Annotated in this window: 14 protein-coding genes and 2 pseudogenes; 14 read left to right on the forward strand and 2 right to left on the reverse strand. The window is 62.7% G+C overall.

The annotated features are described in order from the left end of the window. The first annotated feature begins 93 nt into the window (after nucleotides 1-93). The 5 genes from DR039_RS07500 (at nucleotide 94) to DR039_RS07520 (ending at nucleotide 6,015) form a co-directional block, all read left to right on the forward strand. Nucleotides 94-927, forward strand: a complete 834-nt coding sequence (locus DR039_RS07500) for an ABC transporter ATP-binding protein (RefSeq protein WP_407641280.1) — start codon at nucleotides 94-96, stop codon at nucleotides 925-927. Beyond that, complete coding sequence (locus tag DR039_RS07505) at nucleotides 903-2,657, forward strand: transporter (protein WP_111836775.1); 1,755 nt, start codon at nucleotides 903-905, stop codon at nucleotides 2,655-2,657. The genes DR039_RS07500 and DR039_RS07505 overlap by 25 nt, the downstream gene beginning before the upstream one ends. A 163-nt stretch (nucleotides 2,658-2,820) precedes the next feature. Beyond that, nucleotides 2,821-3,561, forward strand: a complete 741-nt coding sequence (gene nagB / locus DR039_RS07510; protein WP_111836776.1) for a glucosamine-6-phosphate deaminase — start codon at nucleotides 2,821-2,823, stop codon at nucleotides 3,559-3,561. A 235-nt stretch (nucleotides 3,562-3,796) separates the two neighbouring features. Next, nucleotides 3,797-4,204 carry a DUF3039 domain-containing protein gene (locus tag DR039_RS07515; RefSeq protein ID WP_111836777.1) on the forward strand — a complete coding sequence of 136 codons (408 nt, stop codon included), beginning with the start codon at nucleotides 3,797-3,799 and terminating at the stop codon, nucleotides 4,202-4,204. After that, on the forward strand, nucleotides 4,201-6,015 hold the full coding sequence (locus tag DR039_RS07520; RefSeq protein WP_111836778.1) for a DEAD/DEAH box helicase: 1,815 nt from the start codon (nucleotides 4,201-4,203) through the stop codon (nucleotides 6,013-6,015). The genes DR039_RS07515 and DR039_RS07520 overlap by 4 nt, the downstream gene beginning before the upstream one ends. A 115-nt stretch (nucleotides 6,016-6,130) precedes the next feature. Here the strand turns inward: DR039_RS07520 and DR039_RS07525 are convergent, their stop codons facing one another. Then, on the reverse strand, nucleotides 6,131-7,507 hold the full coding sequence (locus DR039_RS07525; protein WP_111836779.1) for a nicotinate phosphoribosyltransferase: 1,377 nt from the start codon (nucleotides 7,505-7,507) through the stop codon (nucleotides 6,131-6,133). 101 nt (nucleotides 7,508-7,608) lie between these two features. On the opposite strand from DR039_RS07525, the gene clpS reads away from it, so the two are divergent. From clpS to DR039_RS07565, 8 genes are all read left to right on the forward strand, one after another. After that, nucleotides 7,609-7,899: an ATP-dependent Clp protease adapter ClpS gene (gene clpS / locus DR039_RS07530; protein ID WP_229116894.1), complete on the forward strand. Its 291-nt coding sequence runs from the start codon at nucleotides 7,609-7,611 to the stop codon at nucleotides 7,897-7,899. Between the two features lies 1 nt (nucleotide 7,900). Continuing rightward, nucleotides 7,901-8,647, forward strand: coding sequence for a DUF2017 family protein (locus tag DR039_RS07535; protein ID WP_170166876.1), 747 nt, complete (start codon nucleotides 7,901-7,903; stop codon nucleotides 8,645-8,647). Nucleotides 8,648-8,690: 43 nt separating this feature from the next. Continuing rightward, the gene (gene murI, locus DR039_RS07540; RefSeq protein WP_229116895.1) at nucleotides 8,691-9,521 is read left to right on the forward strand and encodes a glutamate racemase; all 831 of its coding nucleotides are present in this window, start codon (nucleotides 8,691-8,693) and stop codon (nucleotides 9,519-9,521) included. Further along, nucleotides 9,518-10,333, forward strand: coding sequence for an MBL fold metallo-hydrolase (locus tag DR039_RS07545; protein WP_111836783.1), 816 nt, complete (start codon nucleotides 9,518-9,520; stop codon nucleotides 10,331-10,333). Before murI ends, DR039_RS07545 begins: the two co-directional genes overlap by 4 nt. A gap of 291 nt (nucleotides 10,334-10,624) precedes the next feature. Next, nucleotides 10,625-10,879 (forward strand): hypothetical protein, encoded by a 255-nt coding sequence (locus DR039_RS11550; protein ID WP_229116880.1) that lies wholly within the window; start codon nucleotides 10,625-10,627, stop codon nucleotides 10,877-10,879. A gap of 362 nt (nucleotides 10,880-11,241) precedes the next feature. Further along, complete coding sequence (locus DR039_RS07555) at nucleotides 11,242-11,850, forward strand: DUF6318 family protein (protein WP_126622227.1); 609 nt, start codon at nucleotides 11,242-11,244, stop codon at nucleotides 11,848-11,850. Between the two features lie 377 nt (nucleotides 11,851-12,227). Further along, complete coding sequence (locus DR039_RS07560; RefSeq protein ID WP_229116881.1) at nucleotides 12,228-12,677, forward strand: hypothetical protein; 450 nt, start codon at nucleotides 12,228-12,230, stop codon at nucleotides 12,675-12,677. 273 nt (nucleotides 12,678-12,950) lie between these two features. Next, nucleotides 12,951-13,367: a transposase gene (locus tag DR039_RS07565; protein ID WP_197719057.1), complete on the forward strand. Its 417-nt coding sequence runs from the start codon at nucleotides 12,951-12,953 to the stop codon at nucleotides 13,365-13,367. A gap of 16 nt (nucleotides 13,368-13,383) precedes the next feature. Here the strand turns inward: DR039_RS07565 and DR039_RS07570 are convergent. After that, nucleotides 13,384-14,420 (reverse strand): annotated as a pseudogene (locus DR039_RS07570) (ISL3 family transposase); the annotation flags it as partial. A gap of 165 nt (nucleotides 14,421-14,585) precedes the next feature. On the opposite strand from DR039_RS07570, the pseudogene DR039_RS07575 reads away from it, so the two are divergent. After that, nucleotides 14,586-15,257: pseudogene (locus tag DR039_RS07575) on the forward strand (IS256 family transposase); the annotation flags it as partial. Nucleotides 15,258-15,736 lie beyond the last annotated feature (479 nt).

The raw sequence follows: 15,736 nt of genomic DNA on the forward strand, positions 1-15,736 counted from the left end.
TTTGTCTCCCGCCCGGAGCTACTACGTGCGAAGGAGAGCACAATCCTCCAGCCGGAGGAGGGCCGCGGATTGTGACCTGCCTAACCTAGAGCTATGAGCCAAACAGGTGTCCCCAGTCAAACAAAACCAACCCAGCCCGGTGGCGCCACCGCCCTGGGGGACCCCAGCGCCCCAGCGCTGGCGATGCGTGGCCTCTGTAAAGCCTTCGGCCCGAAAATCGCCGTCAATATGCTCAGCCTGGACGTGCCCACAGGGGCCGTATACGGCGTCGTCGGCCCCAACGGTGCGGGCAAAACCACCACCCTGTCCATGGCCACCGGTCTGCTCCTGCCAGACCAAGGGACGGCCTTCGTCCACGGCGTGGATGTTTGGGCACAGCCCGCCCAGGCCAAGGCTCGGCTGGGTGTCCTGCCGGACGGCATGCGCACCTTCGACCGCCTCAGCGGCGCCGAGCTGGTCAGTTACTCCGGTCTGCTGCGAGGGCTGGACCGTGAAACCGTGCTCGCCCGCACTAAGCAGTTGCTTGAAGTGCTGGGGCTGGTAGACACGGGAGACAAGCTGGTGGCTGACTACTCCGCAGGCATGCGCAAGAAAGTCAACCTGGCTTGTGCACTGGTCCACTCGCCCTCAGTGCTCGTGCTGGACGAGCCATTTGAAGCGGTGGACCCCGTCTCTGCCCAGACCATCCAAGCCATCCTGCTGGACTTCGCCAAGGCCGGAGGCACAGTGGTTATCTCCAGCCACGTTATGGCCACCGTGCAGCGCCTGTGCACCCACGTTGCCGTCATCGCTGCCGGACGGGTCCTTGCCGCTGGCACCACCGCTGAAGTAGCGGCCGGGCAAGACCTAGACGCCCGCTTTGCTCAGCTCGTAGGCGCCCCCACCCAACACGAGGAGCTCTCATGGCTACGACCCTCATCAAACTGAGGTGGCGCCTGACCTTCAACAGGCTGCGCGGCAATATTTGGGCCATCATTGGCACCATCCTGGGGGGCGTGTATGGGCTCTTCCTCCTGGCAGGACTGGTGTTCGGTGCGGTCTTCCTGGGGGCTCAAGCTCCACACCAGGTTGCCATGGTGCTGACACTGCTCGGATCCCTGGCTGTGCTTGGGTGGTGCCTGATACCCATGCTATTCACCGGCGTGGACACGACCCTAGACCCCCGTGCCTTGGCTGGGTGGATTGCCCCCTCGCGGCAGCTGAGCCGGGGACTGGCCGCCGCAGGTGCCACCGGGCTGCCGGGAATCGTCACCGCTCTGGCCTTTGTGCTGCCAGCCCTAAGCTGGGCGCTGGCGGGGCGTTCGGCAGCGGCCCTGTTGGCCGTCTTGCTGGCTCCGGTTGCTCTGGCCACCTGCGTGCTGGCTTCCCGGGTGCTGGTGATTGGCAGCGGCCTGTCCACCAGCCGTCGCGGTCGGGATGTGATGGCCTTGGTGGGCGTTTTGGTGATCTTTGGGGCTTCAATATTGCCCTCCATACTCAACTTCTGGTTGGAATCGCGAGACCTAAACCTGAAGCTCCTGGATGATGTTTCCCGATGGCTCGCGTTTACGCCGCTAGGTTGGTCTTTTTCCGCTCCGGCTGAGCTGGCCGCGGGGAAGTTTCTGCCAGCCACTCTGAAGACCCTGGGGGCGGTGATCCTGCCGGTTCTCCTGCTGCCGGCCTGGCATGGCGTGGTGGCTCGCGTGATGACTGGCCGCAGCGCGCGCAGCAGCTCGCATAAGCAAATCACCTTCGGGCAAGAGGCAGCTGCCGCGCAAACAGCTAGCCCGGTGGTGGCACGTACCGACGCCGTCGGTGTGGCTGAGCCCTTGGTCTGGCAGCGGCGTCTAGCGCGAATCGTGCCCTCACCTGCAGCGGCCGTAGCTGCGCGCTGCCTGCGGTATTGGCGCTCGGATCCTAGGTACTTGGCGCAGGGTGTCGCCCTGGTGCTTATCCCGCTGGTGTTGGTGGGGGTGGCTATGGTGAACACGCTCCGTGGCAGGGTGTCTGTGGATCTCGGGGAGGGGCCGATTGAGTTCAGCTTTAGTTTGGGGCACGCTCCCAGCCTTTTGCTGGCCTTGGTGCCAGCTATGGCGCTCATTGGGGGCTGGGCGCTGCACGACGATCTGGGATTCGACTCCACCGCCCAATGGATGCATCTGGCAGCTGGTCTGCGGGGGTACCACGACCGCTTAGGGCGGATGCTTGGCCTGACCGTGTGGCTCCTGCCATTGCTCCTGGCGCTGCTGAGCGTCATGGGCTTGTGGACTGGGCGCTGGGATATGTTGCCGGCTGTCCTGGGGGTGACGCTGGCGGTGCTGGGCTGTGCCCTGGCGTGGTCCTCCATCACTAGCGTCATGCTCCCGTACGAGACTAATGCGCCAGGGGATAGTCCGATGCGTTCACGCACCTCCGGCATAGCCTTCGTAACTTCTCTGATTCAGGCGGTTGGGCTAGGCCTGATTGCCTTGGCGGCTTGCCCGGTGGCTATTGGCTTCCTGGTGATTGCCTTCCAAGGGGCCTGGGTGTGGGGTTGGCTGCTGCTCTGCGCGGGTGCCCTATGGGGTTTGGCGGCTGCATGGCTGGGGGTACGCCTGGGAGGGAGGCTGCTGGACCAGCGGTGGGTGCAGGTGCTCACTACCGTGCGTAGCTGGCCTGGGCACGCGGAGGCCCGCTGAACAGGTGTGACGCACTCCCTGAGATATGACGGCCTGCTGGGTCCAGAATCGCGGCACAGATTTGTCTGATGTCCTACGATTCTCCTGTAGGGCGCAGAGCAGCGCCGCAAACCAGTCGGCCACCAGTTGGCGGCCGGAACCACGACATAGCGAAGGAAGAATCGTGGAGCTCGTCATTCTGGACACCGACGAAGAGATCGCTGAGCGCGCCGCTGACGCCATCGAGGCGCTCATCAAAACCAAACCAAACGCCGTGCTGGGAACCGCCACCGGCTCTTCCCCGCTGCCGCTCTACGACGAGCTAACTCGCCGCTGCCAGGAGGGCCGCATCTCCTTCAAACAGGTCAAAGGTTTCATGCTCGACGAGTACGTCGGCCTGCCTGAGGGGCACCCCGAGCGCTACGCCACTTTCATGGAGCGCAACCTCCGCTCCCGCATCGATATGCCTGAGGGTGCCCTCCAGGGACCAGACGCCCTGCGTGAAGACCTGCAGGCCGCCTGCGACGAGTACGAGGCCAAGATGGCCCAGGCTGGCTACTGTGACTTGCAGATCCTGGGCATTGGCGCTGACGGACACATTGGCTTCAACGAGCCCGGTGGTCCGCTGGACTCTCCGACCCACATTGACACCTTGACTCAGAAGACTCGCTCGGACAACGCCCGCTTCTTCGACGGCGATATCGATCAGGTTCCTACCCACTGCATTACGCAGGGCCTGGGCACCATCATGAAGGCCCGCAAGCTCGTGCTAATCGCTACCGGTGAGAACAAAGCTGAAGCTATTCACCAGCTCGTTGAGGGCAAGATCAGTGCCCAGTGGCCCGCCACGGTAATGCAGAACCACCCTGATGCGCTGGTCCTAGTTGACCGCGCTGCTGCCTCCAAACTCACTGCCAAGCACTGAACCGGGAGGCGGCCTGCAGCTCACCGACGTCGTCGTCGCCCCCACCCCCTGCCACCCTCCATTCGGACAACCATGCGCCGTTCGGACAACCATGCACACGGTCGTAGGTTGTCCGAACGGCTGAAGGTTGTCCGAACGGAGAAGTAGGGGAGGGACAGGGCGGGGAGAGGCTTCGCACATGTGGTGCAGGGCTCCGCACGGCGATCGGGTCTCAGGGCCGGCCTACACTGGGCCCATGACCGCACCTCGCCTCAACCGCAAGAGTGCCCACCTGGGCGCGCGCGCCACGAGCGACCCCCACGGACCCCAGTCGCCAAGTGCCCCCAGCACTGAGCCGACCCAGGGCGTCGGCACCGCCGTGCTGGAGCGCGAGGAACTGCAGCACACTGACGACGGTGACGCCGACCGCTTTGCCCATTACGTGCGCCGCGACCGCATCGACGCAGCGGCCGCCACTGGACGCCCCGTCGTCGCCTTATGCGGCAAAGTGTGGACACCCGGACGGGATCCGTCCAAATACCCCATCTGCCCCACCTGCAAGGCTATCTATGAGCAAATGCGTGGCGGAGGCGATGAAGGCAATGGCTCCGGCAGAGGTTCCGGAGGCCGTTTCCCTAACCCCTTCCGCCGGGGCGATAAGTGAGCCCGGCCCGCAACAGCCAGGCACGCAGCAACCCCCACCAGCCCTCCATCTTCGCGGCGGAGAACCTCCCTCCGGCCTACCCTCAACGGGCTGCTTGGGGCACCACCAGGCCTCTGCGCGCCTGGCAGGCTGCCGCTCTGGAACGCTACCTGCGTGACCTGCCCCAGGACTTCCTGGCAGTCGCCACCCCTGGAGCTGGCAAGACCACCTTCGCGTTGCGCATCGCCGCAGAACTGCTCAGCACCGGTGAGGTCCACAAGGTCACCATCGTGTGCCCCACCGAGCACCTCAAGTTTCAGTGGGCGGAGGCTGCCGCACGCGTCGGCATCCAGGTGGACCCCTCCTACACCAACTCCCAAGGGGCCCTCGGCTCCCGCTACGACGGCGTAGCCCTGACCTACGCCCAGGTGGCTGCGAACGCCAACCTTCACCGGGCCCGCACCAGCGCCACCCGCACCCTGGTGATCCTGGACGAGATTCACCACGGCGGAGACGCCCTCAGTTGGGGCGACGCCATACGCGAGGCCTTTACCCCGGCACGCAAACGCCTAGCCCTAACCGGAACGCCCTTCCGCTCAGACACCTCACCCATTCCCTTCGTCACCTATGCGGAGGACGCTTCCGGCAACAAACGCTCCAAAGCAGACTATGCCTACGGCTATGCCGAGGCCTTGCGCGACGGCGTCGTTCGGCCCGTTATGTTCATGACCTACTCAGGAGAGATGCATTGGCGCACCAAGGCCGGTGACGAGTTGGCCGCCCGCCTAGGCGAGCCCCTCACCAAGGACCTGGAAGCCCAGGCTTGGCGCACCGCCCTCGCGCCTGACGGAGACTGGATTCCCGCCGTTTTGGCCGCTGCAGACCAACGCCTAACCGAAGTGCGCCGTCAAGTTCCCGATGCCGGTGGTCTGGTGATCGCCTCCGACCAAGCCACCGCCCGCGCCTACGCCGCCAAACTAAAAGCCATCACCGGTCAGCCCCCCACCGTGGTCTTGTCCGACGATTCCGGGGCTTCCAGCCGTATTGAGTCCTTCTCCGCCTCCCAGGACCGCTGGATGGTGGCGGTGCGCATGGTCTCTGAGGGGGTGGACGTGCCCCGCCTGGCTGTGGGCGTCTACGCCACCTCCACCTCCACGCCCCTGTTCTTTGCCCAGGCTGTGGGGCGTTTTGTGCGCTCGCGAGCTCGGGGGGAGACCGCCAGTGTGTTCCTACCTTCCGTCACTCCGCTACTGGCCCTGGCCGGTGAACTGGAGGTGCAGCGCGATCATGTGCTCAACGCCCCCAAGCAGAATGACGGGGCCTTTGCCTACCCTGAGGACCGGTTGATTGCGGAGGCCAACCAAACCGAGCAGGCCTCCGACGACCTCTTCGGGGCTTTCGAGGCCATGAACTCCACCGCCGAGTTTGACCGCGTGCTCTTTGACGGCGGTGAGTTCGGCACCGGCGCGATGGTCGGCTCTGTGGAGGAGCAGGAGTATCTAGGGCTGCCGGGGCTACTGTCCCCAGAAGAGGTAACGGCTCTGCTGCGTCAGCGTCAGGACGCTCAGATTAAGGCTTCCAAGCGGGAGGCGGCGGCTGCGGCGCAGCGCCGTGCCAACTCCGGCATGGACGACGCCCGCCGTCGGGTTGCTGCCCGCAAGGAACTCTCCCAGCTGGTATCCGCTTGGGCGCGACGCTCCGGCCAACCCCACGGCGTCGTCCACAATGAGCTACGGCGGGTATGCGGTGGCCCCGAGGTGGCTCAGGCCTCCACGGAGGAGATTGAAAAGCGTGTGCGGACGCTGCGCCGCTGGTTCGTCGGAAAGCGCTGAGGCCGCCTGTCCTGGCCCCAGCGCTGACGAATTCGCCCGTTCTTGACGACGACGCCCGCAGCGCAGGCGTTTTAGACAAGAACGGGCGAACTGGTCAAAAAAGGGTGCTTTGGCTTCAGCCTTGACGGGTCTCGCGACCGTCCAAGTCAAGATGCCGGGTGGGGATGGCTGGCTCCCCTTCGCTTAGGCGCCAACCGTCATACGGCAGTTCTGCCCGGGCAGTGCGGTGGCGCTCAGCTGCCGCCTGCAGGGCCTCGGTGCCGCGATGCTCCTCAACCACGACGCCGTCGCGCACCAACTCCACCTGCAGCGGGCGAGCCCCGGCCGCCTTAAGCGCCGCCAGCGCCTCATCTTGCCCCTCGGCGGAGACAATCAACTCTTCACAGGCACGACCCTGTTCATCTAGCACCCGGCCGGCCCATTTGCGTCCACCGAGCGTGGCCTTGCCACCGGAGGAGAACTTGGCGACCTCCTCCATTTCACCATTGGCGCCCATACGCTCCACCAGCTTGTACACCAGCGCCGCCGTCGGACGACCAGAGCCGGTAACCAGCTTGGTTCCCACACCATAGGAGTCCACCGGAGCTGCACCCAGACCGGCGATTGCATACTCATCCAGGTCATTAGTGACAGTGATGCGTGTGGTCGTAGCCCCCAGGGCGTCTAGCTGTGCGCGTACTTTAAAGGCCTCTGCCACTAGGTCGCCGGAGTCCAGACGCACCGCGCTCAACTCGCCACCGGCCGCGCGGGCGGCCTTGACCGCCCGCTCGACGCCAGTAGCAATGTCATAGGTGTCCACCAGGATCGTGGTGCCTGGCCCCAGGCAGGCCACCTGCGCGGCAAAAGCCTCCTCTTCCGAGTCGTGCAGCAGAGTGAAGGAGTGTGCGGAAGTGCCCACGGTAGGAATGCCGTAACGCATGCCGGCTTCCAGATCACTGGTGCCCACAAAACCTCCCACTACGGAGGCGCGGGCGGCAGCTACCGCAGCGTGTTCATTAGCGCGCCTGGCTCCAAAGTCCACGCAGGGGCGCCCGTGGGCTGCGATCGTCATGCGGGAGGCGGCGGAGGCGACGGCGCAGTCGTAGTTGTAGATGCTCAGAGCCAAGGTTTCTAGGATGCAGGCTTCGGCAAAGCTTCCCTCCACTGTCAGCAGCGGGGAGTTAGAGAAGTAGCACTCGCCTTCGGCATAGCCGTGGATTGTGCCTGTGAAGCGGTAGCCGCGCAGGTAGTCCAGAGTTACGTCGTCCACCACGCCGGTGCGGTGCAGGAAGTCGATCTGCTGGTCGGTGAAGGTGAAGGACTCCACTGCGTCCAGTAGCCGGCCAGTGCCCGCCACCACGCCAAAGCGCCGTGAGGAAGGCAGGGTACGGCCGAACAGTTCAAAGACGCTGCGTCGCTCGGCGGTGCCGGCGTGCAGCGCCCCCTGGAGCATGGTCAACTCGTACATGTCGGTCAGGAGGGCGGTGCTGGACAGGCTGGGGATGGATGTCATGACAGCAATCTATGTCCAGAATCCAGAAACCGTGCAGGGCCTGCCGCTACTCTGAGAGCGTGACCGCTGACTTAACCACAGGTGCCAGCTCGCAGTCTCAGTTGCTTGAGCGGCCCCAGACTGCCCGCCGGTGGTGCACAGTCGTTCACGACGACCCCGTCAACACCATGAACTATGTAACTTGGGTCTTCCGTTCTTACTTTGGCTTCTCACGCACCGTGGCGCAGGCTCGGATGCTGGAGGTGCACACGCGCGGTCGCGCCGTCGTGTCCAAAGGGGCTCGCGAGCGGATGGAGGTGGACGTAGCCGCCATGCACTCCTATGGCCTGCGCGCCACCTTGGAACCCTTGGGAGGCGACGACGAGGCCGCCTCGGCAGGGACGGCGGTCTGATATGCGCGCATTCCAGCCAACGGCGGGCGGCTTCCACTCCGCCTTGGAACCCTGGGAACGGATTGTGCTGGAGCAGTTGGTACGTGAGGTAGCGGGCATCCTCGGGCCCAGTTCTAACCAGGCTAAGACCTCAGCTCAGGAGAGCAGCTTTCCACCAGCTCAGCTTGGCGACGCCGTCGCCAACGCCCCACAGTCAGATGCGGCTCAGTGCCCCGAGGTTGTAACCCAGCCACCGCGCCCCCGCGAAGGAGAGAGCTTGGCTGATGCTCGCACCCTGGCTGCCCTGGACTTTACGCCGGGGGAGGATGCGGAGGCACCCACCACCTATCTCGCTCATCCTGCCGAGGACCCAGCTCTGGCTGCTCTGCTGCCCCAAGCCAGTGAGGACCCACAGCTTGCTGCCGACTTGGCTGCGCTAATCCGTGAGCCTCTGCGCGATGATAAGCATCGGCGGCTAGTTGCGATGGCCCGCGAGCTGCTGGCCCCAAGCGGTCCAGACGGAAAGGTGCTGGTGGTAGCCAGGCAGTTGCCCGACTGGTTGGGGGCGCTAAATGACCTACGCCTCTTCCTGGCTCAGCGTCTGGAGATAACCACACCACAGGCCGCCGAGGCAGTGCATGAAGAGTTGCTTGAGACCCCACCGCTGAGTGCTATTCCACAGGCGCATCTGCGCCATATGCGGGTTGTGCTTTATGAAATGGTTACCTGGTGGCAGGAATCACTGCTTGCCGCAGTCGAGGAAAACTAAGGGCAGACATAGTCTCGACCATATGAACGACGCGCCCATCGGCATGTTTGACTCCGGAGTCGGCGGTCTGACAGTTGCGCGCGCCGTGTTGGACCTGCTGCCTCGCGAGGAGATCCTCTACATCGGGGACACCAAGTACGGTCCCTATGGTCCCCGCCCCATCGCTGAGGTACGTGGCCTGGCCATCAAAGTCATGGATGAATTGGTGGACGCTGGCGTCAAGCTTCTAGTAATTGCCTGCAATACCGCCAGTGCCGCCGTCCTGCATGACGCGCGTGAGCGCTACACGGTGGGGCGCGGTGTGCCCGTGGTTGAGGTGATTCACCCAGCTGCGCGCTCTGCTGCTCGCGTCACTCGCAATGGAAAGGTGGGAGTGATCGCTACCCGAGGAACAGTCGAGTCCGGTGCCTATGCGGATGCCCTGGAGGCAGTGCCCGGGATCGAGCTGGTGCAGCAGGCCTGCCCGCGCTTTGTGGAACTCGCGGAAATGGGCGTGACCACCGGTCCGCAGGTATTGGATGTGGCCGAGGAGTACCTGGCACCCGTGAAGGCAAAGGGCGTGGATACCCTGGTGCTGGGCTGTACTCACTATCCGCTGCTACTGGGCCCGATCTCCTATGTGATGGGCCAGGACATCACCTTGGTCACCAGCTCTGAGGAAACCGCGAAGGACACTTACCGGGCGCTCGCGGAGGCCGACCTGCTGCGCAGCCCCGATGCCCCAGACCCAGTTCACCAGTTCCGTGCTACCGGAGACCCCGAGGCTTTTACTGCCTTGGCGCGTCGCTTTCTTGGCCCGGAGGTGGACGCCGTGCGCCCCCCTAGGCCTGCTGCCCCCAATATCCCCGCCGTTCTGCATACGGAGACTGCATGAAGCTGACCATCATCGGGTGCTCAGGGTCGATGTCCGGCCCTTGCTCCACCGCCTCCTCCTACCTGGTCCAGGCTCGTGCCGCAGGCCCCGATGGTGCTGAGCGCACCTGGTCATTGGTGCTGGATTTGGGGCCTGGATCCATGGGGCAAATGCTCAACTATTTAGACCCCGCTGAGCTTGATGGCTTGCTGATTTCTCACTGCCATGCCGACCATATGGTCGACATGGTGGGAATGCACGTTTACCGGCGTTGGAATCCTGCCGGTGCCTTAGGTCCAATTCCCACAATTGGGCCAGCAGAATTACTGGAGCGCCTAAACGGCGTTGATGGCACCCCACCTGAGGAAACTTACGCCACCGAGTTCACCTTTGCGACGGCGGTGCCCGGCCAAACCCTGCAGATCGGCCCTTTCACCATCACTCCTTTTGTGGCGCTGCACCCGGTGGAGGCTTATGGCTACCGCGTGGAGGGCCCGGGAGAGGACGGTGTCAGTACTGTTTCCCTGGCCTTCACTGGTGACACGGACCTGTGTGAGGGCATTGAGGAAATGAGCGACGGCGTGAACCTACTGCTCGCCGAGGCTGCCTTCACAGAGCAAGGCAATGAGCCACGCGGCATGCATATGACTGGACGCCGAGCTGGGCAACTAGCTGCTGGCACTAGTGGACTGGGTGGGCGTCGAGCCGCAGGGCGCCTGGTGCTGACCCATATTCAACCCTGGACCGACACTGCAATCCCCGCAGCTGAGGCGCGTGAGGTTTATGCCGGTCCGGTGGATGTGGCTACTGCAGGCGCCACCTGGGCTTTCTGAGCCGGGAGTTGAAGCTTGGGGGAGGGCATTGAGGAGAAGCCGGGGCTAGTGGCATACAGGCCACCTGTGCCGGACGGTCCGGACCGGCCCTGGACTCGGGGACGGCGGAGCCGCTGGTGGTTGGTGCTCCCAGCTGATGTCTTGGCAGTCGTGGTTGCCACAGCGCTGGGAGCAGCCTCTACTAAGACCTTGCCGCAGTGGGGGAGCGTCTTGTGGGGGCCCTTCGTGGGTCTGCTGTTGGGTTGGTTGGTTGCCTGGTGGATGGGCAGATGGCGTAGCGGAGGTGACCACTTGGAGGTCCCTTGGCCCGATGGCTACGCGGTAACCGTTTGGACCTTTTTAGGCTGGTTGACGGCGCAGGGCCATATTGGCGGTGGCTGGCCTGGCTGGAACTGGTGCTTCATGGCTGCGGTGCTGCTCGTGGTGGCGATGGAGGGGTGGCGCTGGCTGTATGGCTATGCGAAGGCGCATGACTCCATGGTTCCCAAGGCGGTGCAGCGGCGTCTAGCTGAACAGGATGCTGGCGAGGCTTCAAGTAATCCCTGATTTTTGTAGTTGGTTATCCACAGTCTGGGTCTGGGGGAGTGTGGTGTGCTTAGACTTTGCTTGTGCCTGTTTGAGGTGGGTGGCAAGGGTGTCATCTGGGTCTGAGGTGGGTGCGGGTCCTGTTTGTTTCCCTGAGTTTTGTGAGGACAGTCTTGCTAGTTATTGGGCCGTTGAGCGTTTCAGTGCCTGTTGATGTTTCTTTGCCTGGGTTTGCTGGTGGAACTCGGAGTTGGGCTAGCCGCTGGTGTCCACCTTCTGGGGTTGGGCGTGTGGTGGCTGGGGTGTTGGCTTTGGTTTTGTTGGTGCTGCCGGTTGGTGCGTGTAGTGGTAGGCCTTCGGCTGAGGCTAGTCCGTCTTTGAGTGTGAATGATTTGGTGTCGCGGGAGCTTGAGCGTAGGGCTTCGGCTTCGGCGGAGGCTTCGGCTTCTGCTGTCGCGGCGGGTGTGCCTTGGCCGCCTGCTAGTGCTAGTGCTTCAGCGATCCCGTCTCAGGCCCCGTCTTTGTCGCCGGAGGCGCAGGCCAGCAAGGACAAGGCACTGTCCACACCCGAACCCCGGAAGCCGGTGCGTATGGACGAGAACAGTCTTGATGGTGTAGCGCAAGCAGCTAAGTACTTCTTACTGCTTTATACCTACACCTACACCACGGGAAACACCAAGCTTTGGCAGGATCTTACGGAAGATGATTGTAAGTTCTGTAAACATCTGGTGGATGTAACTAAAGAACTGCACGACAGTGGTGGTTGGGCGGATCACTGGAGCTTTGAGTTATATACCATTACTCACAGGAAAGCCTCTGCTGGTAACACTTACAGTGTGGTTGATTTACAAATCACGAATCCCGGAACCATGGAATATGACAGTTCTGGAAACGGTTCTCAAACCGAGCGTGAAGAAAACAAGACTCTGCGCTTGGCACTGGATTATGTGGATGGCAAGTGGATGCTGCGTGGCGGACAGGTTGTCAAGTGAACACGTCTCAGGTGTTTTGTGTCGCGCTCTACTCAGTAATGGCTGTTGGGGCTGTCGCAGTGCCATTAAAGCCGAGTGTTGACGTGAATGTCGGCTCCGACAGTTTTGGAGTTTCCGGGGTCGAGGAACAGGTGGCAATAGAACATGTAACTCCCACAAGATCATCACTCTCTCATAGTGAAAGTGCTGGGGCGGAAGACAATGTGAATTCTGAATATGATGCACCGAAAGTCGATAAGAGTGTCTTTACCTGTGCTGCGGTGGATGATCCTGAGATTTATTTTGAGGTGTGGAGGTCTTGTGTGCAGCAGCCTGCTGAGCCTGCTGTTCCAGATGTCGCTGCGCCGGCGCGCTCTGAGGGTGGTCGGGTTATTAGGGTGAGTCGGTCCCAGGTTTCTAGGCTGTTGGTGGATGGTTCTGGTATTACTCGCCAGCCGCCGTCGTTAAATACTCGCCGGGATATGCCCATGATTGTCTACACCAACCCAGAGCCCCGGGTTCTGAGCACTGAGGTTCTGGGTGCCACGGTGACTATTACTGCCACTCCTAAGAGTTATGCCTGGTCTTGGGGTGATGGCACCATCACTCGTACTACAGACCCTGGCCATCCTTATCCTGAGCACACTGTCTACCACTACTACCAGGCCCCTGCTCAAGGGCTGCAGGTAACTTTGACTACGAGTTGGAGTGCTACCTACACCACCCCTGATGGGGTCACCCGCCCGGTAGCAGGCACAGTGACCACCACCAACACCACCACGCCCTTCAACGTCAAGGAATACACCGCGGTACTCACTGACCAAGCAGAAGAAGCCCAAGGCCACTAACACCCAGGCGCTGCCCGCACCCACACTCAGTAACTCGGACGTCACAGTGGCTGTGATGCTCTTGTCAACCATGGGTGCTAATGAGATCAGGGCCCAATGGGAGACTGTAAGGAAGACGGTGTGTGAGGGTCCGGCCTGAATTCGATAGGAGATGGCCGTGTCTGACATGACTGACGTCATCGCTGATGACGAGATGATTGATCTCGTGACCGAGGAGATCATTGATCAGAAAGAACTCGTAGAACCCCTGCTCGCGTAGGCCAAAGAGCAGGTATGAGCTTGGTCGGCCCGGGAGGGCTGCTGAACCAGCTCACGAAGAATGTCCTGGAGACCGTGCTGAACGCCGAGTTGATCGAACATCTTGGCCACGAGCACGGCGGGACCCCGATCGCCGAGAACATGCGCAACGGGACGCGCGCGAGGACCGTGCTCACCGAGATCGGTCTCGTCGAGATCGAGGTCCCAAGGGACCGTGATGGGTCGTTCGAGCTGGTGATTGTCCCGAAGTGGAAGCGCCGTCTCGATGGGATCGATCAGATCGTGGTGTTGTTGACCGCGCGGGGTCTGACGACCGGTGAGATTGCCGCGTACTTCGAAGGTCTACGGGGCGAAGGTGTCCAGGGACACGATCAGCCGGATCCCGGAGAAAGTCGCCGGCGAACTCGGCGAATGGTCGAGCAGGCCGTTTGATGGCTCGTTGTAAATGAGGGTGTGGGTGGTTCCTGCAGCCGCTGGTTTCAAGTAGCGATCGGGTGATGTAGTTTGTCAGGTTCCGGAATCCCAAGGCTGATCCGCGGAGGTGCTCGAGGCGGCCGTTGATTGTCTGTGTGGGGCTGTTGCTGGTGGCGGGGCGGTCGAAGAATGCGAGGATGTCGGCGGCGCGCTGCTTGAGGGTGCGGCCGAGGCGGCGCAGCTTGATGAGCAGGGTCGGGACACTATTGGTCAGCGGGTCGATGACGGACTGCATGGGGAACTTTCCTAGCTTGCGGTCGGGTTGCCGGTAGGCGGTGACCATCCGCTGGTAGATGCCCCAGGTCGCCTCGACCTCGATATGCTGCTCGTCGGCGAACAGTGCTGTCAGGCGTGTCTGCTGCTTCTCGGTTAGCAGGCCGGTGCCGGTGTGGAGGGTGCGGCGGGCCTTGTATAGCGGATCGTCCTTCCGGCCCCGCCGCCCGAATGTGTCGCGCTGGATCCGGCGACGGCACTGGTCCAGCGCGTCGCCGGCAAGACGGACGACGTGGAATGGATCCATCACCGCGGTCGCGTCGGGTAGCTCTTCGCTGGCGGCGGTCTTGAACCCGGTGAACCCGTCCATCGCGACGACCTCGCCCCTCCCTCCCGCCAACCTTGGGGTCGGGCGGCGAGCCAGGTCTTGAACACCTGCTTGGAGCGCCCCTCGACCATGTCTAGCAACCGCGAGGGGCCCGTCTTCTCACGCACCGGGGTGAGGTCGATGATGACGGTGACGTACGTGTCCTTGGACCTCGTGTGGCGCCAGACGTGCTCGTCGACGCCGAGCAGCCGAACCCCGTCGAACCGGCCGGGGTCATCGATGAGCACGCGGCGTCCCTCGGCGAGGACCGCATCATTGGCCGTGTGTCAGGACATCCCCAGCCCTGCGGCGACCCGGCACTCGATCACCACCCGATCCGAGGCCAGCCGCTGGCCGACGGCCACAAGGCCCAGCTCGTCGAGACGGCACAACACCGTCAGGTCAGGGATCGCGAAGGTAGCGGTGAGCACGTCGAGGTCTTCCGCCGGATGGTCAGTGTGAGAACTCCCATCATCGGAAGACCTCGACCCTCACCCCAGCACCGACGCGCTCAGCCAGCTACCCGCCCATCTGCGAAGAGCCCGTTTGATCTGCTCTATCCGGTAATCTTCGTCGACGCGATTCGAAAGTGAAGGTCCGTGATGGGCGTGACCGTGAACGGGGAACGCGACATCCTCGGGATCTGGGCAGGTGACGGGCAGGAGGGCGCGAGGTTCTGGTTGCAGGTGTTTACCGAGCTGAAGAACCGGGGTGTCGAAGACGTCCTCATTGCCGTGTGCGACGGGCTGAAGGGTCTGCCTGAGGCGATCAACACGACCTGGGAGCAGACGGTCGTGCAGTAGTGCATCGTCCACCTGATTCGCAACAGTTTCCGATACGCAGGACGGCAGCACCGCGACGCGATCGTCCGTTCACTGAAGCCGGTCTATACGGCTCCGTCTGAGCAGGCGGCCAAGGACCGGTTCTAGGAGTTCGCCGCCGAGTGGGGCGAACGCTATCGCGCGATCGTGCAACTGTGGCGGAACTCTTGGGCGCAGTTCGTGCCGTTCTTTGAGTACGATGTCGAGATCAGGCGGGTGATCTGCACGACGCACGCGGTCGAGTCGATCAACGCGAGGTATCGGCGGGCCGTCAGGGCACGTGGACACTTCCCCAACGAGGCCGCCGCACTCAAGTGCCTCTACCTCGTGACGCGGTCGCTTGACCCCACCGGCGCAGGCCGGGCACGCTGGGTGATGAGGTGGAAGCCCGCGTTGAACGCGTTCGCGATCACCTTCGCCGGACGGTTCGAGAGAATCACTCACTGATGAAAACCGCCGGACCCCACACACCGAATTTCGGACAGCTCCCCAATGGCCCTAATGATTTTGTAGTTGGTTATCCACAGTCTGGGTCTGGGGGAGTGTGGTGTGCTTAGACTTTGCTTGTGCCTGTTTGAGGTGGGTGGCAAGGGTGTCATCTGGGTCTGAGGTGGGTGCGGGTCCTGTTTGTTTCCCTGAGTTTTGTGAGGACAGTCTTGCTAGTTATTGGGCCGTTGAGCGTTTCAGTGCCTGTTGATGTTTCTTTGCCTGGGGCGGTTGAGGGGGATCGGTCTGTCGGTCCTAACCTGTTTGCTGCGCCTGGGGTGGGTGTTGGGGCTTATCGCTTGCGAGGCCGCTTTCGGTTGCGGCGGTCTAGACAGAGGGTGTCCGGGCGTGTTGGGCGTGTGGTGGCTGGGGTGTTGGCTTTGGTTTTGTTGGTGCTGCCGGTTGGTGCGTGTAGTGGTAGGCCTTCGGCTGAGGCTAGT

The organism is Actinomyces bovis (assembly GCF_900444995.1).
In the GTDB taxonomy this organism is placed as follows: Bacteria; Actinomycetota; Actinomycetes; order Actinomycetales; family Actinomycetaceae; genus Actinomyces; species Actinomyces bovis.

Coding starts and splice junctions, on each gene's coding strand:
- DR039_RS07525 (WP_111836779.1), bottom strand. CDS start 7,507: ATGACATCCATCCCCAGCCTGTCCAGCACCGCCCTCCTGACCGACATG.
- murI (WP_229116895.1), top strand. CDS start 8,691: ATGTTTGACTCCGGAGTCGGCGGTCTGACAGTTGCGCGCGCCGTGTTG.
- DR039_RS07565 (WP_197719057.1), top strand. CDS start 12,951: ATGAGCTTGGTCGGCCCGGGAGGGCTGCTGAACCAGCTCACGAAGAAT.
- DR039_RS07500 (WP_407641280.1), top strand. CDS start 94: ATGAGCCAAACAGGTGTCCCCAGTCAAACAAAACCAACCCAGCCCGGT.
- DR039_RS07545 (WP_111836783.1), top strand. CDS start 9,518: ATGAAGCTGACCATCATCGGGTGCTCAGGGTCGATGTCCGGCCCTTGC.
- DR039_RS07535 (WP_170166876.1), top strand. CDS start 7,901: ATGCGCGCATTCCAGCCAACGGCGGGCGGCTTCCACTCCGCCTTGGAA.
- DR039_RS07505 (WP_111836775.1), top strand. CDS start 903: ATGGCTACGACCCTCATCAAACTGAGGTGGCGCCTGACCTTCAACAGG.
- DR039_RS07515 (WP_111836777.1), top strand. CDS start 3,797: ATGACCGCACCTCGCCTCAACCGCAAGAGTGCCCACCTGGGCGCGCGC.